This is a genomic window from Cellulosimicrobium sp. NPDC057862, assembly GCF_042797035.1.
In the GTDB taxonomy this organism is placed as follows: domain Bacteria; phylum Actinomycetota; class Actinomycetes; order Actinomycetales; family Cellulomonadaceae; genus Cellulosimicrobium.
This window is the reverse complement of the sequence record NZ_JBHVMH010000013.1, coordinates 38,408-62,566: the sequence shown is the minus strand read 5'-3', so window position 1 is coordinate 62,566 and position 24,159 is coordinate 38,408. Positions and strand designations below refer to the sequence as shown.

Genomic DNA, 24,159 nt, shown 5'->3' with positions numbered 1-24,159 from the left:
CAGCGCCGACGCTGCCAGACGACGTCGAAACGGTCAACCCCTGGATGTCGCCGACGGCACGGCGTCAGGCCCGTGCCGTCGTTCGTGGAGCCGCCTGTCGGGTTCGAACCGACGACCTTTCGCTTACAAGGCGAGTGCTCTACCAGCTGAGCTAAGGCGGCGTGCCCGGGCTGCCGGGCGAGCGAACAGACTACCTGCTCGCCCGACGGCCCGGGACCGCGGCCGGCGCCGCGCGCGGCGCCGGCCTGCGGGTCAGCCCTGCGCGGCCGTGACGGCCTGCGAGAGCGCGGTCGGGTCGCTCCAGTTGCCGTCCCAGCGCTCGCCGTCGATCGTGATCGTCGGCGTGCCGAAGCCGCCGGACTGCGGGTTCACGAGCGCCTCGTCCTGGGTGACGAGGCTCGTCGCGGTCGCGGCCCAGTCGGCGTACGTCTCCGTCGCCGTCCCGTCCGCGATGCCCGCGGCGACGTCGGCCGGGACGCCGGCCTGCTCCGCGAGGTCGGCGATCTGCTCGTCGGTGAGGGTCGAGACGTTCTCCTCGGGCTGGTTCTGGAACATGATCGCGTTGAACGCGTTCATCTGCTCCGGAGCGCGGTCCGCGATCCACGCGGCGGCCGCCGCGGAGCGGGTCGAGAACTGCTGCGCGTTCGCCATCCGGTCGAGGATCGAGACGGGGTGCAGGACGACGGTGATGTCGCCCGACTCGCGGAGCTGGTCGAGCGTCGCGCCGTTCGTCTCCTCGAACTGGCCGCAGATGGGGCACATGTAGTCGAGGTAGACGCCGACCTCGACCGCGCCCTCGTTCTCCGTCCCGGCCGCGCCGTCGGCGCCCATCGGGATGCCGCCGTCGTCGCGCGACGTGGACGGGCTCGTCACGTCGGCGAGGTTCCCGGCCGCGACGGCGTCGATCGTCTTGTTCTGGTCCTTCATGGCCGGGATCCACACGGCGAGGAACACGCCGACGAGCACGAGGACGCCCGCGACGAGCGCTCCGATCGTGATGAGGCGGTTCCGCTTGTCGCGCTTGGCCTGCGCCTCGCGCAGCGCGAGGGCCTCCGCGCGCGCGGCCTCGCGGCGCTGGGCCTTGGTCTGGGCTTCGTTGCTGGGCATGGTCGTCCTCCGAGGGAGTTCCGAGAGCTGGGGATGTGTCGGGGTGCGCGCCGACAGGGGTCGCGCGGGCCGTGCGTCCGACGGCGTCGTCAGACCAGGGCGAGCCGCGGCGGCCCGCGCCGCGTGCGCACCACCGCGTCGGCGAGGTGGTGCAGTGCGACCGGGACGGCGTCGGGCACCGGGCGGACGACCCGCCGGGCACCTGCCACGAGCGCGCCCACCGGACGCCCCGCGCCCCGCACGACCGCCCGCAGGGCACGCGCCGCGCCCGTCACGACCGCCCGGGAGCGGTCGTGGGCGCGCCGGGCCCACGCCGACACGCCCCACGCGACGGCCGCGGCCACGGCGTGCGCGACGACGACCGGGAGCGCGAGCACGCCGACCACGGTGACCATGGCAGCGGGGTCGCCGCCGAGCGCGGTGCCCGACGGGCAGTCCGGGGTCTCGTGGACGAGCGCGAGGTGCATCCCGGCGACGCCCCACGCGCCCGGCACCGTGACGCACTGGTGCACGACGGCGTACCCGCGGTCGGCGAGCTGCGTCACCAGGGCGGCGAGGAGCGTGAGGAACAGGAGGGCGGGGCCGAGGAGCCGGCCGGTCACGGGCACGACGGACGTGCGCGTCACGCCGCGCGACCACGCGCGCGGCACCGTCGTCCGGAGCACGGCGCCCATCCTACGCATGCGTGCTGGTAGCGGGCTGGGAACGCCCGGGGTCGGGTCCACGAGGCGTCGCCGGAGCCGGGACCGCCGCTCAGCGCAACGACGGCGGCCCAGGGAAGGGCCACCACGTCACCTCGGGGTCGCCGGCGAGGAGGACGACGCACAGGACCGTGAGGGCGAGCCCGACGCCCGCGAGCACGAGTGTCCCGGTGCGGCCCGGGGCGAGCCGCGCGAGCGCGGTCCGCGTCCCGTAGCGCGTGAGGTGGGTCAGCGGACCGGCCCACGCGAGCACGACGGCCGCGAGGGACGCGAGGCCCAGGATCACGGTCGTGACGACCGGCGAGTTGCCGCCGTCCGCGCCCTCGACGACGACCCAGCGGTCGGACTCCAGGAGCCACCACCCGGCCACGACGACGAGCACGCCGGCGCACGCCGCGACGAGCAACGACGGGAGCGCCCCGACCGCGGCGCGCACGACGTACCAGGGCGACGCCGCGACGGCCCGCACGGTGTCGCGGGGCGAGACCCCGCGCCGTTCGCGGCGCGCGTGGAGGGACTCGGTGGTCACGCCGACGATCCGCGCGAGGACGACGAGCACGGAGAGCACGACGAACGCGACGCCCGGGTGGAGCATGCCGAGCAGGACGAGCGGGGCCGCGAGGAGGAGCAGCGCGGTGCGGCGCGCGGCGGGCACGGGCCGGAGGTACAGCGGCTCGCCGTCCTCCCCCACGGGCGGCGCGCCGAGGTCGTCCATGAGGTCCTGCCCGGCAGGGACGGCCATGGTGCGGCCGTCGTTGACCTGGGACTGCGACGTGGGCAGGGGCTGCGGCACGACCTGCGCCTGGCCGGTCCACGCCTGTGCGCCGGTACCGCCCGGCACGACGGCGACGGGGGGCACGACCCGCGTGGGCCCGGTGGGCGGGCCGACGACCTGGGTCGCGGGGGCGACGTCGCCCGTGTCGGCGGCGTGCCGCAGCGCGGCGACGACCTCGGTCGGGCCGAGCCGCTGTGCGGGGTCCGCGTGCAGTGCCCCGGCGAGGACGCGCGCGGTGACGGGCCCGAGGCCGGCGAGGTCGGGTCGCCCGCTCCGCGCGCGGGCCAGGACGACGTCGGTCGGCCGCACCCCGAACGGGGCGCGGCCCGTCGCGGCGTAGGCGAGGAGCGCGGCCCAGCCCCACCAGTCGCTCCCGACGCTCGGGGCGGCGCCCTCGAGCAGCTCGGGCGCGAGGTAGCCGGGCGTCCCCATGACGAGGCCGGTCGACGTGACGCGCGCGTCCTCGAGGCCCTGGGCGATGCCGAAGTCGATGAGCACGGGGCCGCGCGAGGAGACCATGACGTTGCTCGGCTTGAGGTCGCGGTGCACCACGCCGGCCGCGTGCACGGACTCCAGCGCGGCGGCGAGCTGGTCGGCGAGCTCGTAGAGGTCCCACGCGTCGAGCGGGCCGCCCTCGGCGACCTCGTCCTCGAGGGTCGGGCCGTCGACGAGCTCGGTGACGATGAACGCGTCGGGGCCGTCGAGCTCGACGTCGAGGATCTGCGCGACGGCGGGGTGCCGGAGGCGCTGGAGGGCGAGCGCCTCGCGACGCAGCCGCTCGCGCCCCTGGGCCGCGGCGTCGACGTCGACGTGCGCGTGCAGGAGCTTGATCGCGACGAGGTTCCCGCCGCCGTCGTGGGCGCTGTGGACGGTGCCCATGGCGCCCGAGCCGAGCCGTGAGCCGATGAGGTAGCCCCCGACCTCGCTGCCCGGTGCAGGCCCGTGCGCCCGCCCGCCCGGGGCGGTCCGCGCGTCGACGCGCTGCGTGGGCTCCTCCATGGTGACAAGGTAGCCGCAGCGGGCCGGTCATCGCCTTCCGGACGGGCCCGGCGGGCCTGGTGGGCGGGTCGGCTCGGGACGGACGGCCCGTCCGCGCGTCGGACGGGCCGACTACCCTGGGCCGCCCAGGCGCGATCCATCGAAGCTCAAGGAGAAGTCCATTGACAGGCAAAGACGGATTCGATCTCGTCGTGGTGGCCAACCGGCTGCCCGTGGACTTCACGGTCGGTCCCGGCGGCGACGTCGAGTGGAACCGCTCGCCCGGCGGTCTCGTCACGGCGCTCGAGCCCGTCATGCAGGCGTCCGACGGCGCGTGGGTCGGCTGGTCCGGCGCCCCCGACCTCGCGAGCGAGCCGTTCGACGCGGACGACATGCGCCTCGTGCCCGTCACCCTCTCCGCGGACGAGATCGAGCGCTACTACGAGGGCTTCTCCAACGACACGCTCTGGCCGCTGTACCACGACGTCATCTCCCCGCCCACGTACCACCGCACGTGGTGGGAGGCGTACCGACGCGTCAACCAGCGGTTCGCGGACGCCGCCGTCGCGCAGGTCTCGCCGGGGGGCGTCGTGTGGGTGCACGACTACCAGCTCCAGCTCGTGCCGCAGATGATCCGTGCCCAGCGACCGGACGTGCGGATCGGGTTCTTCAACCACATCCCGTTCCCGCCCCTCGAGCTGTTCCAGCAGCTCCCCTGGCGCCGGCAGGTGCTCGACGGCCTGCTCGGCGCGGACCTCGTCGGCTTCCAGCGCGCGGGCGACGCCGCGAACTTCATCCGCGCCGTGCGCCGCCTGCGCGCGCACACGACGCGCGGCCCCATCATCACGGTCCCCGGCGAGGACGGGCGCGACCGGCACGTGCGCGCCGCGGCCTTCCCCATCTCGATCGACTCGCGACGCTTCGACGAGCTCGCGCGCTCGCCCGAGGTGCAGCAGCGCTCGCGGGAGATCCGCGCCGACCTGGGCGACCCGGACATCATGATGCTCGGCGTGGACCGCCTGGACTACACCAAGGGCATCCGGCACCGCATCAAGGCATACGGCGAGCTCCTGCAGGACGGGCGCCTCGACGTCGAGCACGCGACGCTCGTCCAGGTCGCGAGCCCGAGCCGCGAGAACGTCGACGCCTACCAGGAGCTGCGCGAGCACGTGGAGGGCGCCGTCGGCCGCATCAACGGGGAGTACGCCGAGATCGGGCACGCGGCGATCCACTACCTGCACCACTCCTACCCTCCGGAAGAGATGGCCGCGCTGTACCTCGCGGCGGACGTCATGCTCGTCACCGCGCTGCGCGACGGCATGAACCTCGTCGCCAAGGAGTACGTCGCCGCGCGTTCCGACGACCGGGGCGTGCTCGTGCTCTCGGAGTTCACGGGCGCCGCCGACGAGCTCTCCTCCGGTGCGCTCCTCGTCAACCCGCACGACATCGACGGGATGAAGGACATCATCGTGGCCGCCGCGCACATGGACCACCGCGAGCAGCGCAAGCGCATGCGCCGCCTGCGCCGCAAGGTCCTGAGCGACGACGTCGCGAAGTGGTCGGAGTCGTTCCTCGGCGTCCTCACGGCCATGCCGTCGCGCGTGCCGCACCGCCGGCCGGACGACGTCGGCCAGGACGGGTCACGCGCTGCCTCCGTCCCTGCCCCGGCCCGTCGCCGACGCCGTCCGCGCGTTCGCGGGGGACGGCAGCGACTCCCCGCACGCCCGGCTCGTGGCGCTCGACTTCGACGGGACGCTCGCGCCCCTCGTCGACGACCCGCACGCGGCGCGCATGGCGCCCTCGGCGCGGGCCGCGGTCGACCGCCTCGGGAAGGTGCTCGCGGGGACGACGACGCGCCTCGCCCTGGTCTCGGGGCGCCACCTCGCGGACCTCGCCGAGCGCAGCGTGCCGCCCGCCGGGACCTTCCTCGTGGGCAGCCACGGCGCCGAGACCGGCGTCGTCACGCCGTCGGGCCTCGAGGCCGTCCCGCTCGAGCTGACCGCGGACCAGGCCGACGCCCTCGCGGCGCTGCGCGCGGGGCTCGCGGACGCCGTGGCGGGCCGCGAGGGGGCGTGGGTCCAGGACAAGCCGAGCGCGGCCGTCCTGCACACGCGGCTCGCCTCCCCGACGGACACGCGGGCGGCCGAGGACGTCGCGGACGCCGTGGCCGAGCGGCTCGGGCTGCACGCGATGCACGGCAAGGACGTGGTGGAGGTCGCCGTCGTCGAGACCTCCAAGGGCGAGGCGGTCGACCGGCTGCGGGACGTCGTCGGGCACGACGCGGGGCTCCCGGACTCGCGGACGCGCGTGCTGTACGCCGGGGACGACACCACGGACGAGACCGCGTTCGCCGTCCTCGGCCCGGGCGACCTGGGGGTGAAGGTCGGGGACGGCGAGACCCGGGCGAACGCACGGGTGCCCGACGCAGACGGGCTGGCCGCGGCGCTCGACCTGCTCGCCGACCTGCTGGGACGCCCGGAGGGCTGACGGGCGCGTCACGGGTCGCCACGAAACCGCTACCCGATCGTGACCGGCTCTGTGACGAACCACTCAGAAGCCGGAGTAGTATCGGGTCCACGATGACGTCGGGTCCCCTGCTCGCACCAGAGGGGGTCCGACTTCTTCTGTGTCGTCGAAGACACGCTCGTCCGCCATCGCGAACAGCTACGTCGACGTGGCACGTCACTGCACAACGGATCGTCCGGCACGTACCTGCCGGTGGAGGGATGTACCAGTCATGGCTACGGTCACCTACGACCACGCAAGCCGGATCTACCCCGGGACCGAGCGCCCCGCCGTGGACCAGCTCAACCTGCACATCGAGGACGGCGAGTTCCTCGTCCTCGTCGGCCCCTCGGGCTGTGGCAAGTCGACCTCGCTCCGCATGCTCGCGGGCCTCGAGGACGTCAACGGCGGACACATCTACATCGGCGACCGCGACGTCACGGACGTCCAGCCGAAGGACCGCGACATCGCGATGGTGTTCCAGAACTACGCGCTGTACCCGCACATGTCCGTCGCGGACAACATGGGCTTCGCGCTGAAGATCGCCGGCACGCCGAAGGCGGAGATCCGCCAGCGCGTCGAGGAGGCCGCGAAGATCCTCGACCTCACCGAGTACCTCGACCGCAAGCCGAAGGCGCTCTCCGGTGGTCAGCGCCAGCGTGTCGCCATGGGCCGCGCGATCGTGCGCCAGCCGCAGGTGTTCCTCATGGACGAGCCGCTGTCGAACCTCGACGCCAAGCTCCGCGTCCAGACCCGTACGCAGATCGCGTCGCTCCAGCGCCGCCTCGGCGTCACGACGGTCTACGTCACGCACGACCAGACCGAGGCCCTCACCATGGGTGACCGCATCGCGGTCCTCAAGGACGGCCTGCTCCAGCAGGTCGGCACGCCGCGCGAGATGTACGACACGCCGGCCAACGTCTTCGTCGCCGGCTTCATCGGCTCGCCGGCCATGAACATCGGCACCTTCGTGGTCAAGAACGGCGTCGCCGAGGTGGGCCCGGCCCGCATCACGCTCGAGCGCGAGACGGCCGCGAAGCTCACCGAGGCGGACAACGGCAAGGTCACCATCGGCTTCCGCCCCGAGTCGCTCGACGTCGTGTCGCAGGCGAACGAGGCCGCGTTCCCGGTCGAGGTGAACATCGTCGAGGAGCTCGGCTCCGACGCGTTCGTCTACGGCACGCTCAAGGGCGACCTGGCCACGCAGGCCGACGTCCACTCGGGCGCCGGCGACAACCAGGTCATCGTCCGCGTCGACCCGCGCAACGTCCCGGCCAAGGGCGAGCGCATCTACGTGACGATCCGCCCGGGTCACTCGCACGTCTTCGGCGCCGCGTCGGGCCAGCGCATCAGCAGCTGACACCGACACGCCGTACCGCCGCAGGGCGGGTCCTCCCGGTCGGGAGGACCCGCCCTTCGTCGTCTGGGCACGGCACTGCGCGGGGTCTCGCGCCGGGAGCGGGCAGCGTGGCTCGCCCTTGACAGGGTCATGGCCGACCACAAGACTACTTTTGCACACGTGACATCAGAAGTCGCATGTTCGTCAGCCAAATCGACAACGCTGTCAATTGGAGCCTCATGCAGATATCGCACCATTCGTCCCGCGCTCGGCGCCTCGGCGCGGCACTGACGGGCGGCGCGCTCGTCGCGGTCACGCTCGCCGCGGCCCCGGCCGTCGCGACCCCGTCCGTCGCGGCCAACCCCCCGACCACGCTCGCCGCCGCCGAGACGTGCGGCCCGGAAGACGGGCTTCCCGACTCCAAGATCTCCATCCAGCTCTACACGCACGTCGGTGAGCTCGGGGGCTCGGGGACCCCGTCCGCCGAGACGATCGACCGCGTGCTCGGGGAGGTGGCCAACGCGGGGTTCACCAACGTGGAGCCGTACAACCAGCCCTACTCGATGCCCGTCGACGAGTACCAGGCGATCCTCGACAAGCACGGCCTCGCGGTGTCGTCCAGCCATGGCAGCACGGACTGGGGCTCGTGGCCCCAGACCGTCGCGTACGCCGTCGCGCTGGGTCAGGACTACATCGGGACCGGCGGGATGGGCGGTGGCTACGGCACCTACGCCGAGGCGGTCGCGACCGCGGCCTACGTCAACCAGCTCGGCCAGTACGCGCACGAGAACGGCGCGAACAAGATCGTGCTGCACAACCACCAGAGCGAGTTCACCACGCGGTACCCCGACCCGGTGACGGGCGAGATGGTCAGCGCCTGGGAGGTCATCGAGGAGAACACCGACCCGCGCTACGTCACGTTCCAGCTCGACGTCGGGTGGGCCGCCGACGCCGGCCTCGACGTCCCCGCGTGGATCGAGGAGCACGGGGACCGCATCGAGCTGCTCCACGTCAAGGACGCCGTGAACGTCAACGCGCCGGGCGACATGCGGCAGGTCGCCCTCGGCCGGGGCGACCTGGACCTCCCGGCGATCATCGCCGCGGCCGAGCCGTACGTGCAGTACTACACCTACGAGTGGGACTGGGCGCCGTCGTTCGAGACCACCGCGGAGTCCTACCGCTACCTCCGCTGCTTCGAGTCCGACGGCGGGGGCGGCGGCGAGGACGAGGAGTCGCTCGCCCTGGGCCGCCCGGTGACGGCCTCCAGCATCGACGAGGCCGGTCACGAGCCCGAGATGGCGGTCGACGGCAACGCCGGCACCCGCTGGAGCAGCGCGTGGAACGACCCGGAGTGGATCGCGGTGGACCTCGGCGCGAGCTACGACCTCAGCAAGGTCGTGATCGACTGGGAGACCGCATACGGGTCGGGCTATGAGATCCAGACCTCGCCGGACGGCGAGACCTGGACCACCGTGCACACCGTCGCCGACGGTGACGGCGGCTACGACGAGCTGGACGTCGCGGCCACGGGCCGGTACGTGCGCCTCTACCTCACGGAGCGCGCGACGCAGTGGGGCTTCTCGCTCTACGAGCTCGAGGTCTACGGCACGCCGAGCGGGCAGCTCGACCTCGACGTCACGGTGCAGGCGCGGTGCCTCGCCGGCCAGGCGTACCTCGCGGTCCGCGCGGCGAACGGCGAGAGCTCGCCGGTCGACGTGACCCTCGCGACGGCCTACGGCACCCGCGAGTTCGCCGACGTCGCCCCGGGCACGAACGCCTACCAGTCGTTCGCGGTGCGCTCGGCCTCGGTCGAGAGCGGGTCGGTGACCGTCACGGGCACCGCGACGATCGACGGTGAGGACGTCACCTCGACGTTCGACGTCGAGCACGACGCGCTCGACTGCGCCTGACGGCTCCCCCGGGTGCATAGGCCCCACGGGCCCGCACCCGGGGCCGCCCGAGCACGGACCCGGCGCCCGCCCGCCTCGACCCGAGGTCGGCGGGCGCCGTCGTCGTGCCGAGGGACGACGACGCACCCGCGTCGGCCGCCCGACGGAGACCGTGGACAATGGACCCCGTGACGGTGCACAACCTGCAGATCACCGCGTCGGCCCCCGACCCGGCTCTCCTCGACCTGCCCTGGGACATCCCGCTCGAGGAGTGGCCGGCCGAGACCCTCGCGGCGCTGCCGCGCGGTATCTCCCGGCACATCGTGCGGTTCGTCCGCCTCTCGGGGCGCGTCATCGCCATCAAGGAGATCGGCGAGACGGTCGCGTACCGCGAGTACGAGCTGCTCCGCCAGCTCCGTCGGCTCGAGGTGCCGAGCGTCGTCCCGGTGGGGGTCATCACCGGGCGCCAGGACGCGGACGGCGAGCGGCTGGAGGCGGTGCTCATCACGGAGCACCTCCAGTTCTCGCTCCCCTACCGCGCGCTGTTCAGCCAGGCGCTGCGCCCGGACACGGCGACCCGCCTCATCGACGCGCTCGCCGTGCTGCTCGTGCGCCTGCACCTCGTCGGGTTCTACTGGGGCGACGTGTCGCTGTCGAACACCCTGTTCCGGCGCGATGCCGAGACCTTCGCGGCGTTCCTCGTGGACGCGGAGACGGGCGACCTGCACCGCGAGCTCTCCCCCGGCCAGCGCTCGTACGACGTCGACCTCGCGCGCACCAACATCATCGGCGAGCTCATGGACCTCTCCGCGGGCGAGTTGCTCGACGAGGACGTGGACGAGGTCGCGATCGGCGACGCGCTCGTGGCGCGCTACGAGGAGCTGTGGGAGGCGCTGACCACGTCGGAGTCGTTCGACGCGAACGAGCGGTGGCGCGTCGCCGCGCGCATCGAGCACCTCAACAACCTCGGGTTCGACGTGGACGAGCTCGCGATCACGACCGACATCGACGGCACGACCGTCCAGATCCAGCCCAAGGTCGTCGACGCCGGGCACCACTCGCGGCGCCTGCTGCGCCTCACGGGGCTCGACGTGCAGGAGAACCAGGCCCGCCGCCTGCTCAACGACCTCGACTCGTTCCGGGCGGCGGCCGAGCGCCAGAACGACGACGAGGAGTTCGTCGCGCACGACTGGCTGAGCGGCGTGTTCGAGCCCACGATCCAGGCCGTGCCCCGCAACCTGCGCCGCAAGCTCGAGCCGGCGCAGCTCTTCCACGAGATCCTCGACCACCGCTGGTTCATCTCCGAGCGCGCGGGCCGCGACGTCCCCATGGCGGAGGCGACGCAGTCGTACGTCGAGAACGTGCTGCGCCACCGCCCGGACGAGAAGGCGATCCTCGGCCTCGCTCCGGGCGAGAAGGACCCCGAGTACTACGGCTAGCACCCGGACGCTGTCGGCGCCCGACGGACCTGGGAACTCCCGCGCCGATGGCACGTCGCTCGCGGGGAGACGTGTCAGCGCCCCACGGGTCCGGGGACCGGCGGGGCGCCGACAGGTCGAAGGGCCTCAGGCCTCGCGGCGCAGGCGCGCGACCTCGTAGAGCGAGATGCCCGTCGCGACGGCGGCGTTGAGCGACTCGGTGTCCGACCCGATGGGGATGGACGCGACGACGTCGCACGCCTCGCGCACGAGGCGCGAGAGACCCTTGCCCTCGGACCCGGCGACGACGACGAGCGGCTCGGTCGCGAGCTGGAGGTCGCCGATCGCGGTGTCGCCGCCGGCGTCGAGCCCGACGACGAAGCAGCCCGCCTTCTTGAGCTCGCCGAGAGCGCGGACCAGGTTGGTCGCGCGCGCGACGGGCACCCGGGCGGCGGCGCCGGCCGAGACCTTCCAGGCGGAGGCCGTGACGCCCGCGGCGCGCCGCTCGGGGACGAGCACGCCGTGCGCCCCGAACGCGCCCGCCGAGCGCAGCACCGCGCCCAGGTTGCGGGGGTCCGTCACACCGTCGAGCGCGACGATCAGCGGCGGACGACCCGTCGCCTCGGCCGCGTCGAGCAGGTCGTCGACGTCGGCGTACTCGTACGGCGGCACCTTGATCGCGACGCCCTGGTGCACGGCACCGTCGGTGAGGCGGTCGAGCTCCGGCTTGCCGACCTCGAGGAGGTCGTAGCCGCGGCCCGCGACGATGTCGACGATCTCGCGCGTGCGGTCGTCGGCGTCGAGGCGCGACGCGAGGTAGACGACCTCGACGGGGATTCGTGCCCGCAGCGCCTCGAGCACGGAGTTGCGGCCCGCCACGACCTCCTGCACCGAGCCGCGGCCCTTCGGGCCGCCACCGCGCGAGGCGCCGCCCTTGGCGGGGCCGCCCCGCGTGGCGCTCCCGCGCCCGGTCGGCGTCGTGGCGCGCTTCTCGTCCGCGACCTTGCGCTTGTGCGCCGCGTGATAGACGCGGTCCTCGGCCTTCGGGGTCGGCCCGCGGCCCTCGAGGCCCTTGCGCCGCTGCCCGCCGGAGCCGACGGTCGCGCCCTTCTTGCTTCCGGGCTTGCGGGTCGCGCCGCGTCGTTGTGAGTTGCCAGCCATGGGTGTACCCGTCGTGTCGTGGTCAGGTCGGTCGGTGTCGGTCAGGTGGATCGGCACCGGTCCGGTCGGTCAGGTCGGTCGGTTCGTGCGAGCGGGCGCAGGTGCGCTACCGAGTCCAGTGTCCCTCAGACACCGAGCCGAGGTAGAGCCGTGGTCCACCGAGGTAGAGACATGGTCGCGACCACGCCTCTACCTCGCGGTACCAGGCCTCTACCTCGCGGTACCAGAGCTCTACCTCGCGGAGAGGTCGTCAGGCGAGGGTCCAGCGCGCGCCGTCGGCCGAGTCCTCGACCGCGACGCCCGCCGCGGCGAGGCGGTCGCGGATCGCGTCGGCGGCCGCGAAGTCGCGCGCCGCGCGGGCCCCGGCGCGGGCCGCGAGCTCCGCGCCCACGACAGCGTCGAGCACCGACGCGTACCGCGAGTCCCCGCGGTCGGCCCACTGCGCGTCGCCCGGGTCGAGCCCGAGGACGTCGAGCATGGCCCGGACCGCGACGAGGTGGTGCCGCGCGACGGCGTCGGCGGCGGTCGTGCGGTCCGCGAGCGCCGCGTTGCCCGCGCGCAGGTGCTCGTGCACGACGGCGAGGGCCGCCGGGACGTTGAGGTCGTCGTCCATCGCCGCGGTGAACGCCGTCGGCAGCTCGGCCTCGGTCACGTCGCCGACGTCGCCCACGCGCTCGGTGGCGCGCTCGACGAACCCGGCGAGCCGCTCCCACGTGGCCTCGGCCTCGGTGACCGTCGCGGGCGTCCACTCGAGCATCGAGCGGTACTGCACGGACCCGAGGGCGTAGCGCAGCACGGCCGGGCTGGTGGTCGCGAGGACCTCGCGCACGAGCAGACCGTTGCCGAGCGACTTGCTCATCTTGGCGCCGCCCTGCGTGACCCACGCGCTGTGCAGCCAGTGCTGCGCGAACCCGTAGCCCGCGGCGCGGGACTGCGCCTGCTCGTTCTCGTGGTGCGGGAAGCGCAGGTCGAGCCCGCCGCCGTGGATGTCGAACGTGTCGCCGAGGTACCGGCGCGCCATCGCGGAGCACTCGAGGTGCCAGCCGGGACGGCCGCGGCCGAACGGCGTGGGCCACGACGCGGTCTCCGGCTCGCCCTCCTTGGGCGCCTTCCACAGCGCGAAGTCGCGCGGGTCGCGCTTGGCGGCGGCCTCCTCCGCGTCCGCGGGGACGTCGTCGGGCACGGGGTTGAGGTCCTCGAGGCGCTGGTTGGTCAGCGAGCCGTACTCGGACCAGGACCGCACGTCGAACCACACGTCGCCGGGGCCGGTCGTGTACGCGTGCCCACGCTCCACGAGCCGCTCCATGAGCTCGACCATGTCCGGCACGTGCCCGGTCGCGCGCGGCTCGTACGTGGGCGGCAGGACACCGAGCGCGTCGTACGCGGCGGTGAACGCGCGCTCATACGTCGCGGCCCAGGCCCACCACGGCTCGCCGGCGTCGGCGGACTTCACGAGGATCTTGTCGTCGATGTCGGTGACGTTGCGGATGAGCGTCACGCGCGACCCGCCGCGCCGCAGCCAGCGCACGAGCACGTCGAACGCGACGGCGGAGCGCATGTGGCCGATGTGGGGGGCCGCCTGGACGGTCGCGCCACACAGGTAGATGCCGACCTCGCCCGGAGTCAGGGGCACGAAGTCGCGCACGTCCCGCGTGGCGGTGTCGAACAGGCGAAGAGTCACGTCCGCAAGGGTACCGGGGAGGCGCCGTCGTGACCGAAGCGGGACGCGCCCGCCCGACCGAGGTCTCGGCGCCGCCCGGGCCGACCGCGTCAGCCGAAGCTCTTGCCCTCGCCGCGGTACGTCGGGACCACGTCGACGACCTCGTCGCCCCGCACGAGGTGCACCTGGTCGAACCGCTCCATCGCCTCGCCCGCCTTGCCGTGGCGGAACCAGACGCGGTCGCCCACGGCGAGGTCGGGAGCGCCCACGGCGCCCCGGGCCCGGTGCAGCGGCGTCTGGACCTCGCCCGCGCCCTCGCGGCCCGTGAGCGACCAGCCGGGCGTCGCGACGCGCGGCAGGCGGCTGCGCGACGCCGGGCCGGACGCGACGTACCCGCCGCCGAACGCCGTCGCCCACCCCGGGGCGGGCACGCGCACCACGTCGAGCCCGAAGAACGCGGACGGCCGCGGGCGGAAGGACCGGTACTCGTCGAAGAGCCCGGGGACGTACAGCCCCGACCCCGCGGTCACCTCCGTGACCACGTCGTCCGCCGACGACGTCTCGAGCGAGCCCGTGCCGCCCGAGTTCACGAGCTCGAGGTCGTGCCCGACGACGTCGCGCACCGCCGCGACGACCTCGCCGCGGCGCTCGCCCAGCTCGAGCACCGAGAGCCGCTTGACCGCGCGGACGGCGAGGCTCGAGTCGGGCATCCCGGCGACCTGGGCCTCGTAGAACATGAGGCCGCGCAGCGCGAGGCCGGGCGTCGAGACCACGCGCGCCGCGAGCGACGCGACGTCCGGGGGGTCGTGCAGGGGCGAGCGCCGCGTGCCCAGGTGGACCGTGACGAGCCCGAGGCCGACGCGCAGCGACGCGTCGACGTCGAGGCACACGCGCACGGGCGGCTCGTCGCCGGTGCCGGCCTCCGCGAGCGCGTGCCGGACGAGCTCGAGGTGCGCGGCGTCGTCGACCATGAGCGTGATCTCGCGCCGCCCGGCCTCGTGCCGCGCGAGCGCGGCGAGCGCGCCGCGGTCCACGGACGGGTAGCCCACGAGGACGTCGCGGGCGCCCGTCTCGACGAGCCACAGCGCCTCGCGCACCGAGAAGGCCATGACGCCCTGGAAGCCGCGCTCCCCTGCCCGGGTCACGAGCGACCGGACGCGGACCGACTTCGACGCGACGCGCACGGGCACCCCGCCCGCGCGTGCTAGGAGCTCGTCGGCGTTGGCGTCGAACCGGTCGAGGTCGACGACGGCGAGCGGCCCGTCGAGGTCCGCGGTCGCACGGGTCAGCCGGGCCAGCAGCGACGGCGTCGCGCCGCGCTCGTCGGCGGCCCGGTCGGCCGTCCCCACCGTCGTCCCGGGTGCCGCGTCGCTCGTCATGGGGAGAACGTACGCCACCCGGGGAGCGTGAGACAGTACGACCTGTGAGCAGCGACGACGCCCTCTCCTGGACCAACTGGGCCCGCACGGCCTCCGCGACCCCGCGCCGTCGGGCCTCCCCGCGCGACGAGGCGGAGCTGGGCGAGCTCGTCGCCCGTGCCGCCGCGGACGGGACGGCGGTGCGCGCCGTCGGCGCGGGCCACTCGTTCACCCCCGCGGCCGTCACTGATGGGCTCCTGCTCGACCTTGACCGCATCGGCCTCGTCGAGCGCATCACGCGCGGCACGGGCGCACCGGGTGAGGCCGACGCCGACGCGATCCTCGTGACCGTCGGGGCGGGCATCCGCCTGCACCGGCTCAACGAGGCGCTCGCCGCCGCGGGCCTCGCGATGCGCAACCTCGGCGACATCGACCGGCAGTCGATCGCTGGCGCGATCTCGACGGGCACGCACGGGACCGGCGCGCGCCTCGGCGGGCTCGCCACGCAGGTGCGCGGCGTGCGCGTCGTCGGCCCCGACGGCGAGGCGCGGGAGGCGTCGGCGACGCAGGACCGTGACCTGTTCGAGGTGAGCCGCCTCGGGCTCGGCGTCACGGGCGTCCTGTCCGCCGTCACGCTCGAGGTCGTCCCCGCGTTCCTGCTCCGCGCGCAGGAGGAGCCGTGGCCGCTGGACCGCGTGCTCGAGGGTCTCGGCACGCCGGACGACCCGGACGGGCTCGTCGGGGGCAACGACCACTTCGAGTTCTACTGGTTCCCCCACACGCGCCGCGCGCTGACCAAGCGCAACAACCGGCTCGCTCCCGACGAGGAGGCGGCGGAGCTCGAGCGCCTGCGGACCACCGGGCCCGGGCCGGTCGCGCGGGCGCGCACGTGGGTCGACGAGGAGCTGCTGTCCAACGGCGCGTTCGAGCTCGTCAACCGGCTCGCCACGGCGGTCCCGCGCGTCACGCCGCGGCTCAACGCCGTCTCGGCACGGGCGCTCGCGCCGCGGACGTACGTCGCGCCGTCGCACCAGGTCTTCGTCACGTCGCGCCGCGTCCGGTTCCGCGAGATGGAGTACGCCGTGCCGCGCGAGCGCCTGGTGGACGTCCTCGCGAGCATCGACGACTGGCTGAACCGGTCCGGCGAGCACGTGCCCTTCCCGGTCGAGGTCCGGTTCGCGGCACCCGACGACGTCTGGCTCTCCACCGCGCACGGACGCGAGACCGCGTACGTCGCGGTGCACCAGTACGCGCGCCTGCCGCACGACCGGTACTTCGACGCCGTCGAGCGCATCGTCGCCGAGGTCGGCGGGCGTCCCCACTGGGGCAAGCTGCACGGGCTCGGTGCCGACCGGTTCCGCGAGCTCTACCCCCGGTTCGACGACGCCGTGGCGGTCCGCGACGCGGCGGACCCCGACGGGGTGTTCGCGAACGCGTACACGGACCGGGTGCTCGGGCGTGCGCCGGGAGCGGCCGCGCGCGGCTGACCGACACCGGTCCGGTCCGCGCGCGCGTCGGTCAGGAGACGGGCTCCGGGCCGTGCTCGCGCACGGGCGAGCCGTCGGGGCGGACCATGAGCGACAGCACGTACTCGGCGAGCGCGTGGAAGCTGCGGACCGCGGTCTCGTCGTCCTGCTCGACGAGCCACGCGATCTCGATGCCGTCGATGTACCCGGCGACGATGCGCGACAGGAAGCCCATGTCCATCGAGTACGTGACGTTGCCGCGCTCGGCGACGTTCTCGAGGAAGCCGCGGGTCATCGCCCACGTCTGCTCCAGGTGCGTGTGCGCGACGGACCGCAGCGCGCGGCTGCGCACGCCCGCCGTCGCGAACTCGAACGTGAGGAGGCGCATGTGCCGGCGCGGGGTCAGCCCGCTCCAGAGCCCGTCAGCCGCCGCGTGGGCGAGCTCCACGACGTCGCCGTCGACGTCGAGGGCGGCGCGCACCGGCTCGGACGCGACCAGGGCGAGGCTGTTGCCCATCGCCTGGAGGAGCTCGTCCTTGTCCTCGAAGCAGTAGTGCACGACGCCGAGCGACACGCCGGCCTCGGCCGCGACGCCACGGATCGTGACGGCCTCGACGCCCTCGCGGACGGCGATGGTCATCGCTGCGTCGACGAGCTGGGCCCGGCGTTCTTCGACGGACATTCGGTTCATGTGCGATTCATCCCATGTGTCGTTCTTGGGAAAGTCAAACACATCGATGCGCTCCCAGCGATCGTAGTGTCTGCTCGTGGGCCTGGCACCCGGGACGCCGGGAGGCGAGAATGGCGAGCCGAGCCCGCTGAGCCCGTCATGCCCCGTGCCCCCGACGAAGGACGACCGTGCCCCGACCGCGCCACCCTCGCACCTCCTGGACCCTCGTGACCCTCGCGACCGCGGCGCTCGCCCTCGCGGGCTGTGGCGGTCCCGCGGACACCGGGGCCGGCGACGCGCCGGTCACGTACGACGTCCCCGAGGTCCCCGTCCGGGTCACCGCTCCCCCGGGCTGGGAGCGCGTCACCCGCGACGGGGCGTTCGTCCTGCGCGCGCCGAGCGGGTCGGGGTCCGAGGACTTCCGGGCGAACGTCGTCGTGACGGGCACGCAGTCCGCGTCCACGCTCGAGCAGGTCGGCGCGAGGACCGCCACGTCCGTCGACGCGATCCCCGGTTGGATCCTGGACGCCGACGGCCAGGGCACGACCACACTCGGCGAGCTCCCCGCCTTCCGGGTCGCGGGAACGTACGAGACGGCCGGGGCGGTCGTCGTGCAGGAGATCCTGGCGGTCCGGACGGGCGACGCGCCGGACGACTGGGTCGTCGACCTCACGGCCTCGTACGCCGACGGCGACGCCGACGACGCGGCGCAGACGCGCACGATCCTCGAGAGCGTGCAGATCGCCCCCGCGGGCTGAGGTCACGCGGAGGGCGTCCCGACCGCGACGACGAGCGCCGTCGCGACGGCCGCGACGCCCTCTCCACGGCCCGTGAGGCCCAGCCCGTCGGTCGTCGTGGCCGTGAGCGTCACCGGGGCCCCTGCGGCGGCCCCGAGGGCCGCCTCGGCCTCCGCCCGGCGGGTCCCGAGGCGCGGACGGTTACCGATGACCTGGACGGCCACGTTCCCGATCTCGAAGCCTGCCGCACGCACCCGGCGCGCCGCCTCGGCGAGCAGCCGCGACCCGCTGGCCCCGGCCCACTCGGGTGCGCTCGTGCCGAAGTTCGATCCCAGGTCCCCGAGCCCCGTCGCCGAGAACAGCGCGTCCGCGGCGGCGTGCGCCGCGACGTCCGCGTCCGAGTGCCCGGCGAGACCACGCTCGCCCGGCCAGAGCAGCCCGCCGAGCCACAGCTCCCGCGCCTCGCCCTCGGGGGCGTACGCGTGCACGTCGACGCCGACGCCGGTGCGCGGCAACGGGGGCACGGCGGCGCGCGGCGGCGCGCCCTCGGCGGGGCTCGTCATCGTTCCTCCCGGAGGGTCAGCGCGGCGGCGCGCAGGTCGTGGGCAGTGGTGATCTTGGCCGCCGCGGCGTCGCCGGGCACGACGTGGACGGGGAGCCCGAGCGCCTCGACGAGGCCGGCGTCGTCGGTCGCGGCGGACCGCTCGTCGTCGGCGCGGTGGGCCGCGGCCTCGTGCGCCCGGACGAGGAGCGCCCGGTCGAAGCCCTGCGGGGTCTGCACGGCGCGCAGCGCCGCCCGGTCCACGGTCTCGGCCACCGGCTCCGCGCGCGACGGGTCGTCGGCCCGCGCGGGCGTCACGCGCTTGATCGTGTCCGTGACCGGCAGCCCCGGCACCACCGCGGCGTGGCCCGCACGCACGGCCTCGACGACGCGGCGGACGAGGGCGGGCGGCGCGAGCGGCCGCGCCGCGTCGTGGACGAGCACGACGTCGACCGGCCCTGGGACCAGCCCCGAGACCCGCTCTGGGACCAGCCCTGCGTCCGGCCCCTCGACCAGTCCCGCGCGCAGTCCCGCGGCGACGGAGGCCTGGCGCGTCCCTGCGCCCTCGACGACGCGCACGGGACGGTTCACGCCGGGATCGTCCCGGAGCACCGTCGCGACGTGCTCCCGCAGGCCGGGCGGTGCCGTGACGACGATCGCGTCGACCGCGCCGGACGCGCACAGCCGCCGCGCAGCCTGCACGACGAGCGGCAGGCCGTCGAGCTCGACGAGGGCCTTGGGCAGGTCGAGCCCCAGACGGGTCCCGGAGCCCGCGGCGGTGAGGACGGCAAGAGTCGGCACGGGCACACGCTACCGGGCACGACGACGGGGAGGGCGCCGTCCGTGCGGACGGCACCCTCCCCGGTGTCTGCGTGCTGATCGTCGCGGGCGTGCGCCCGGGGCGTCAGGAGGCCAGCACCTCGTCGAGGATCGCCTCGGCCTTGTCCTCCTCGGTGTGCTCGGCCAGCGCGAGCTCCGAGACGAGGATCTGGCGCGCCTTGGAGAGCATGCGCTTCTCCCCCGCCGACAGGCCACGGTCGGCGTCCCGGCGCGACAGGTCGCGCACGACCTCCGCGACCTTGATCACGTCGCCCGACGCCAGCTTCTCGAGGTTCGCCTTGTACCGACGCGACCAGTTGGTCGGCTCCTCGGTGTAGGGTGCACGAAGCACCTCGAAAACGCGGTCGAGACCCTCCTGGCCGACGACGTCACGCACGCCGACGAGGTCGACGTTCTCGGCTGGGACTTCGATGGTCAGGTCGCCCTGCGCGACCTTGAGCTTGAGGTAGATCTTGTCCTCTCCGCGGATGGTGCGCGTCTTGATCTCCTCGATCAGTGCGGCTCCGTGGTGCGGGTAGACAACGGTCTCGCCTACTGTGAACGTCATCTGCAGATGTCCCCTTTCGCGGTGGTCCACCTTACCACGCGGAAGGGCGGAAATCCGAGCCCCTGCGCCACTTGACAAGCCCCGCCGGACGACGTTTTCCCAGGTCAGCGCCGTGTCAGCGCGCCTCACGAACCTCGCGGGGAGGGCCACAGGGCCCCGTCGGCGGCCGCCGGGCGCTCCCGACGCCCGCGCGACGCCGCGTGACACCGCTCACGCCCACGCCCCGCAGCGCCGGTTCCGGCCGCCCCGCCTCGCCCGACGCACTAGGCTGGGCGCGGAATCCAGTCCCCCCTCTCGCAGCCCTGGAGTGCACGTGACCCGCATCCCGACCCCCCGAGCAGCGACCCGTGCGGCGTCCCGAGCGACCGGCCGCGCGCGCTACTGGGCCGTCCCTCTCGTGGTCGCGAGCGTGGCCGTCGCCGCCGCCTGCTCCCCCATCGAGACGAACCGCCCCTACTCGCCGTCGGACGGCCTGCGCGTCAACCTCACCGACGACCTGCGCGGCCTCAACCTCCTCGTCGTGAGCGCGGCCGAGGGCGATGCCGGCGCGCTCGTCGGAGCCTTCGCGAACGACTCGACCGAGGACGTGGAGTTCGACGTGACGCCCGAGGGCGGCGACCCCGTGACCATCCCCGTCGCCGCCGGCGAGACCGTCTACCTCGGCACCGAGGACGGGTTCGACGCGCAGATCGGCCGCGTCGACGCGGCGCCCGGCGGCGTGCTGCCCGTGACGGTCAGCGTGACCTCGGGCGAGGAGCAGACCATGTCCCTGCCCGTCCTCGACGGCACCCTCGAGGAGTACGCGCACCTGCTGCCGTGACGCCGCAGGTCCGCAAAAGCCTGGAGCACCTCGACGGTCGGCGCTAGCCTCGGCGGTATCCCGCCCTGACCGCCGACAGGGCACCATCCGTGGAGGTGCTTCCATGAACGCCGCCCGCACGACCCGCCGACCGGAGCTCCTCGTCGTGAGCGCCGTCGCACTCGCCGTGACCGCGTCGGGGTGCGGCTCGGTCCTCGACGAGATCTCCGGACCCTCCGAGGCCCAGCGCGACGAACCCAGCGGTGAGGTGACCGAGTCGTCGGACGCCGACGTGTTCTCGATCCAGGTCGGAGACTGCCTCGTCTCCTCGCGCCTCGACCAGGCCACGGAGATCGACTCGGTCCCCGTCGTCCCCTGCTCCGAGCCGCACGACCTCGAGATCTACGCCGAGACCGAGCTCCCTGAGGGTGACTATCCCGGCGACGAGGCCGTCACGGCGAGCGCCGAGGAGTTCTGCGCCGGGGAGTTCGAACCGTTCGTCGGTCTGCCGTACGAGGAGTCGGCCCACGTGTACTGGTACTTCACGCCGGTGAAGGACGGGTGGAACACCCGCGACGACCGGGTCGTCCAGTGCGTCATCGACACCAACGGCACCGACGTGACGGGTTCGCTCCAGGGATCCGCGTCCTGACGACCAGTGCACCCTCCAGACGACGGCGCCCCTCCCCCGCGTGCGGGAAGGGGCGCCGTCGCCTGGAGGGGCTCAGGTCATCCGAAGCGGCCGGAGATGTAGTCCTCCGTGGCCTGCTGGCTGGGCGAGGAGAACATCGTCGCGGTGTCGTCCATCTCGATGAGGCGCCCGGGCTTGCCGGTGCCCGCGATGTTGAAGAACGCCGTGCGGTCGCTCACGCGCGCGGCCTGCTGCATGTTGTGCGTGACGATGACGATCGTGTACTCGTCCTTCAGCTCCGCGATGAGGTCCTCGATCGCGAGCGTGGAGATCGGGTCGAGCGCCGAGCAGGGCTCGTCCATGAGGAGCACCTGCGGCTTGACCGCGATGGCGCGCGCGATGCACAGCCGCTGCTGCTGCCCGCCGGAGAGGCCCGAGCCCGGGCGGTCGAGGCGGTCCTTCACCTCGTTCCACAGGTTCGCGCCGCGCAGCGAGGTCTCGACGAGCTCCTCCGCCGCGGACTTCGAGATCCGCTTGTTGTTGAGCTTCACCCCGGCGAGGACGTTCTCCTTGATGGACATCGTCGGGAACGGGTTGGGCCGCTGGAAGACCATGCCGACCTGACGACGGACGGCGACCGGGTCGACGTCGTCCCCGTAGAGGTCGACGCCCTCCATCGCGACCGTCCCCTCGACGCGCGCGCCGGGGATGACCTCGTGCATGCGGTTGAGGGTCCGCAGGAACGTCGACTTGCCGCAGCCGGACGGGCCGATGAAGGCCGTCACGGACTTGGGGTCGATCGTCATGCCGACGTCCTGCACGGCGAGGAAGTCGCCGTAGTAGATGTTGAGGTCCTTGACGTCGATGCGCTGTGCCATCGGAGTGTCCTGTTCTAGCGGAGGGTCTTGGGGGCGAACCAGCGGGTGACGAGTCGCCCGACGAGGTTGAGCAGCATGACGATGAGGATCAGCGTCAGGGCGGCCGCCCAGGCCCGGTCGTAGTTGATGTCGGGGATGCACACGACGTCGGTGACGTTGCTGCAGGGCACCAGGCCCTGGCTGTACTGCCGGTACACGTACACGGGCAGCGTCATCATGCGGCCCTCGAAGAGGTTGCCGTTGATGGAGTCGACGACGCCGACGGTGATGAGGAGCGGCGCGGTCTCGCCGATCACGCGCGCGACCGCGAGCATGACGCCCGTCGTGATGCCCGCGATCGACGTGCGCAGCACGACCCGCACCACGGTGAGCCACTTGGGCACGCCGAGCGCGTAGGCCGCCTCGCGCAGCTCGTTGGGCACGAGGCGGAGCATCTCCTCGCACGAGCGGACGACGACCGGGATCATGAGGACGGACAGCGCCACCGAGCCGACGATGCCCATGCGCACCCCCGGCCCGAAGATCACCGCGAAGAGCGCGTACGCGAAGAGGCCGGCGACGATCGACGGGATGCCCGTCATGACGTCGACGAAGAACGTCACCGCACGGGCCAGGGGCCCGCGCCCGTACTCGACGAGGTAGATCGCGGCGAGCAGGCCGATCGGGACCGAGATCACCGCGGCGCCCAGCGTGATGAGCAGCGTGCCGAGGATCGCGTGGTAGATGCCGCCCGCGTCCATGCCGCCGAACACGCCGCGCATGGAGTGCGTGAGGAAGTAGACGTCGAACCGCTCCATGCCGTGCACGACGACGGTCCACGCCACGGACACGAGCGGAACCATCGCGAGACCGAACGCGCTCCACATGAGGACCGTCATCGTGCGGTCCTTGCGGCGGCGGCGGGCGTCCGCGCCGCGCAGGAGCGCCCGGACGGACGCGGTGCGCTCCGGGTCGGGGGCGGAGGCCCCGCGCGCGGGGCTGGTGCTGAGGGCGCTCATCAGTTGGCTCCCGAGAAGTCCTTGCGCCGCGCGACGATCGCGCGGGCGCCCATGTTGACGAGCAGGGTGATGAGGAACAGCGCGAGGCCGGTCGCGATGAGCGCGCTCACTCCGAGCGGGTTGGCCTCGGGGAAGTCGGCCGCGATGTTCGCGGCGATCGTCTGCTGCTGCCCGGCCTGCAGGATCTTGAACGAGTAGAGGAGCCCGGGCGAGAGGATCATCAGCACGGCCATCGTCTCGCCGAGCGCGCGACCGAGGCCGAGCATCGCGGCCGAGATGACGCCCGAGCGGCCGAACGGGATGACCGCCGTGCGGATCATCTCCCAGCGCGTCGCGCCGAGCGCGAGCGCCGCCTCCTCGTGGAGCTTCGGCGTCTGGAGGAACACCTCGCGGCTCACGGCGGTGATGATCGGCAGGATCATCACGGCGAGCACGAGCGCGACGGTGAGCAGGACGCGGCCGGTCGGCGAGGCCGGGCCGGCGAAGAGCGGGAACCAGCCGAACGTGTCGGCGAGCCACGACCACACCGGGACGACGATCGGCGGGAGCACGAGCGAGCCCCACAAGCCGTAGACGACGCTGGGGATCGCCGCGAGCAGGTCGACGACGTACCCGAGGGTCGACGCGAGCCGGCGCGGCGCGTAGTGCGAGATGAAGAGCGCGATCCCCATGGCGACAGGTGTCGCGAGCAGGAGCGAGAGCGCTGCCGCGAGGAGCGTGCCGAAGATCAGCGGCCCCACGAAGGACACGAGCGACGCGCCCTCCGGGAACCAGGACACCTCCTCGGACAGCACGTCCCCACCCGCGGTGAGCGCGGGCCACGCGCGGATCACGAGGAAGATCGCGACCGCGGCGAGGACGGCGAGGATGAGCCCCCCGGCGCCGGTCGCCGTCCAGCGGAACGCACGGTTCACGCCGCGGTCGGTGTTCCGCGCACGACGGCGCGGGGCGCCCGGGCGCGAGGCGCCGGACGGGCCGCCCGGCGCGGGGCCCGGCGTCGTGGGTGGGGCTGTGGTGGTCACTCGTGCTCCCGGTGCATGCGGTCCTGCTGCGTGAGGTCTGGGTCGCGGACGATGTCGCGGATCAGGGGCGGGGGGGGCCCGAGGCCCCCCCCCCCCCCCGGTCCGAGGGGGTGAGCCCGCCGCGCCCCCCGCGGATGTG

General features: G+C 73.6%; 21 protein-coding genes, 1 tRNA gene and 1 pseudogene. 9 read left to right on the top strand and 14 right to left on the bottom strand.

The window, feature by feature from the left end; genetic code table 11:
* Positions 1–85 precede the first annotated feature (85 nt).
* The 4 genes from ACFVN3_RS15535 to ACFVN3_RS15520 form a co-directional block, all read right to left on the bottom strand.
* Positions 86–161, bottom strand: a tRNA-Thr gene (locus tag ACFVN3_RS15535).
* A 91-nt stretch (positions 162–252) separates the two neighbouring features.
* A complete protein-coding gene (locus tag ACFVN3_RS15530; protein WP_378233809.1) occupies positions 253–1,107 on the bottom strand; it encodes a DsbA family protein in 855 nt (284 codons plus the stop codon).
* Positions 1,108–1,196: 89 nt separating this feature from the next.
* The gene (locus tag ACFVN3_RS15525) at positions 1,197–1,772 is read right to left on the bottom strand and encodes a hypothetical protein (protein ID WP_378233808.1); all 576 of its coding nucleotides are present in this window, start codon (positions 1,770–1,772) and stop codon (positions 1,197–1,199) included.
* 88 nt (positions 1,773–1,860) lie between these two features.
* The gene (locus tag ACFVN3_RS15520; protein WP_378233806.1) at positions 1,861–3,582 is read right to left on the bottom strand and encodes a protein kinase; all 1,722 of its coding nucleotides are present in this window, start codon (positions 3,580–3,582) and stop codon (positions 1,861–1,863) included.
* Positions 3,583–3,716: 134 nt separating this feature from the next.
* Between ACFVN3_RS15520 and ACFVN3_RS15515 the strand changes: the two are divergent.
* The 5 genes and pseudogenes from ACFVN3_RS15515 to ACFVN3_RS15495 all read left to right on the top strand — a co-directional run.
* Positions 3,717–5,171: pseudogene (locus ACFVN3_RS15515) on the top strand (trehalose-6-phosphate synthase); the annotation flags it as partial.
* Positions 5,172–5,292: 121 nt separating this feature from the next.
* Entirely contained in the window at positions 5,293–6,048 is a 756-nt protein-coding gene (gene otsB, locus ACFVN3_RS15510; RefSeq protein WP_378233805.1) for a trehalose-phosphatase, read from the top strand.
* Between the two features lie 250 nt (positions 6,049–6,298).
* A complete protein-coding gene (locus ACFVN3_RS15505; protein WP_378233804.1) occupies positions 6,299–7,426 on the top strand; it encodes an ABC transporter ATP-binding protein in 1,128 nt (375 codons plus the stop codon).
* Between the two features lie 218 nt (positions 7,427–7,644).
* On the top strand, positions 7,645–9,315 hold the full coding sequence (locus ACFVN3_RS15500; RefSeq protein ID WP_378233803.1) for a discoidin domain-containing protein: 1,671 nt from the start codon (positions 7,645–7,647) through the stop codon (positions 9,313–9,315).
* A 158-nt stretch (positions 9,316–9,473) separates the two neighbouring features.
* Positions 9,474–10,733, top strand: a complete 1,260-nt coding sequence (locus tag ACFVN3_RS15495) for a DUF4032 domain-containing protein (protein ID WP_378233802.1) — start codon at positions 9,474–9,476, stop codon at positions 10,731–10,733.
* Between the two features lie 126 nt (positions 10,734–10,859).
* Here the strand turns inward: ACFVN3_RS15495 and rlmB are convergent, their stop codons facing one another.
* From rlmB to ACFVN3_RS15480, 3 genes are all read right to left on the bottom strand, one after another.
* Positions 10,860–11,873, bottom strand: a complete 1,014-nt coding sequence (gene rlmB, locus ACFVN3_RS15490) for a 23S rRNA (guanosine(2251)-2'-O)-methyltransferase RlmB (protein ID WP_378233800.1) — start codon at positions 11,871–11,873, stop codon at positions 10,860–10,862.
* 250 nt (positions 11,874–12,123) lie between these two features.
* Positions 12,124–13,554, bottom strand: coding sequence for a cysteine--tRNA ligase (cysS, locus tag ACFVN3_RS15485; protein ID WP_378233799.1), 1,431 nt, complete (start codon positions 13,552–13,554; stop codon positions 12,124–12,126).
* An 89-nt stretch (positions 13,555–13,643) separates the two neighbouring features.
* The gene (locus ACFVN3_RS15480; protein WP_378233798.1) at positions 13,644–14,912 is read right to left on the bottom strand and encodes an alanine racemase; all 1,269 of its coding nucleotides are present in this window, start codon (positions 14,910–14,912) and stop codon (positions 13,644–13,646) included.
* A 44-nt stretch (positions 14,913–14,956) separates the two neighbouring features.
* Here ACFVN3_RS15480 and ACFVN3_RS15475 point away from each other — a divergent pair, with 44 nt between their 5' ends.
* On the top strand, positions 14,957–16,378 hold the full coding sequence (locus tag ACFVN3_RS15475; RefSeq protein ID WP_378233797.1) for a D-arabinono-1,4-lactone oxidase: 1,422 nt from the start codon (positions 14,957–14,959) through the stop codon (positions 16,376–16,378).
* A gap of 31 nt (positions 16,379–16,409) precedes the next feature.
* Here the strand turns inward: ACFVN3_RS15475 and ACFVN3_RS15470 are convergent, their stop codons facing one another.
* Positions 16,410–17,048 (bottom strand): TetR/AcrR family transcriptional regulator, encoded by a 639-nt coding sequence (locus ACFVN3_RS15470; RefSeq protein ID WP_087469838.1) that lies wholly within the window; start codon positions 17,046–17,048, stop codon positions 16,410–16,412.
* Positions 17,049–17,254: 206 nt separating this feature from the next.
* Between ACFVN3_RS15470 and ACFVN3_RS15465 the strand changes: the two genes are divergently transcribed.
* A complete protein-coding gene (locus tag ACFVN3_RS15465) occupies positions 17,255–17,785 on the top strand; it encodes a hypothetical protein (RefSeq protein ID WP_378233796.1) in 531 nt (176 codons plus the stop codon).
* A 2-nt stretch (positions 17,786–17,787) separates the two neighbouring features.
* Here ACFVN3_RS15465 and ispF read toward each other — a convergent pair whose 3' ends face one another.
* The 3 genes from ispF to ACFVN3_RS15450 form a co-directional block, all read right to left on the bottom strand.
* Positions 17,788–18,327 (bottom strand): 2-C-methyl-D-erythritol 2,4-cyclodiphosphate synthase, encoded by a 540-nt coding sequence (gene ispF, locus ACFVN3_RS15460; protein WP_378233795.1) that lies wholly within the window; start codon positions 18,325–18,327, stop codon positions 17,788–17,790.
* Positions 18,324–19,106 (bottom strand): 2-C-methyl-D-erythritol 4-phosphate cytidylyltransferase, encoded by a 783-nt coding sequence (locus ACFVN3_RS15455; protein ID WP_378233794.1) that lies wholly within the window; start codon positions 19,104–19,106, stop codon positions 18,324–18,326. Before ACFVN3_RS15455 ends, ispF begins: the two co-directional genes overlap by 4 nt.
* A 103-nt stretch (positions 19,107–19,209) precedes the next feature.
* Complete coding sequence (locus ACFVN3_RS15450) at positions 19,210–19,692, bottom strand: CarD family transcriptional regulator (protein ID WP_031315710.1); 483 nt, start codon at positions 19,690–19,692, stop codon at positions 19,210–19,212.
* A 313-nt stretch (positions 19,693–20,005) separates the two neighbouring features.
* Between ACFVN3_RS15450 and ACFVN3_RS15445 the strand changes: the two genes are divergently transcribed.
* Positions 20,006–20,512 carry a hypothetical protein gene (locus tag ACFVN3_RS15445; protein ID WP_378233793.1) on the top strand — a complete coding sequence of 169 codons (507 nt, stop codon included), beginning with the start codon at positions 20,006–20,008 and terminating at the stop codon, positions 20,510–20,512.
* Positions 20,513–20,615: 103 nt separating this feature from the next.
* Positions 20,616–21,143, top strand: a complete 528-nt coding sequence (locus ACFVN3_RS15440) for a septum formation family protein (RefSeq protein WP_378233791.1) — start codon at positions 20,616–20,618, stop codon at positions 21,141–21,143.
* 77 nt (positions 21,144–21,220) lie between these two features.
* Here ACFVN3_RS15440 and pstB read toward each other — a convergent pair whose 3' ends face one another.
* From pstB to pstC, 3 genes are read right to left on the bottom strand one after another with little or no spacing between them, the layout of a single operon-like run.
* Entirely contained in the window at positions 21,221–22,000 is a 780-nt protein-coding gene (gene pstB / locus ACFVN3_RS15435; RefSeq protein WP_378233790.1) for a phosphate ABC transporter ATP-binding protein PstB, read from the bottom strand.
* Positions 22,001–22,014: 14 nt separating this feature from the next.
* On the bottom strand, positions 22,015–22,998 hold the full coding sequence (pstA, locus tag ACFVN3_RS15430; RefSeq protein ID WP_378233789.1) for a phosphate ABC transporter permease PstA: 984 nt from the start codon (positions 22,996–22,998) through the stop codon (positions 22,015–22,017).
* Entirely contained in the window at positions 22,998–24,020 is a 1,023-nt protein-coding gene (gene pstC / locus ACFVN3_RS15425) for a phosphate ABC transporter permease subunit PstC (RefSeq protein WP_378233788.1), read from the bottom strand. The genes pstA and pstC overlap by 1 nt, the downstream gene beginning before the upstream one ends.
* Positions 24,021–24,159 lie beyond the last annotated feature (139 nt).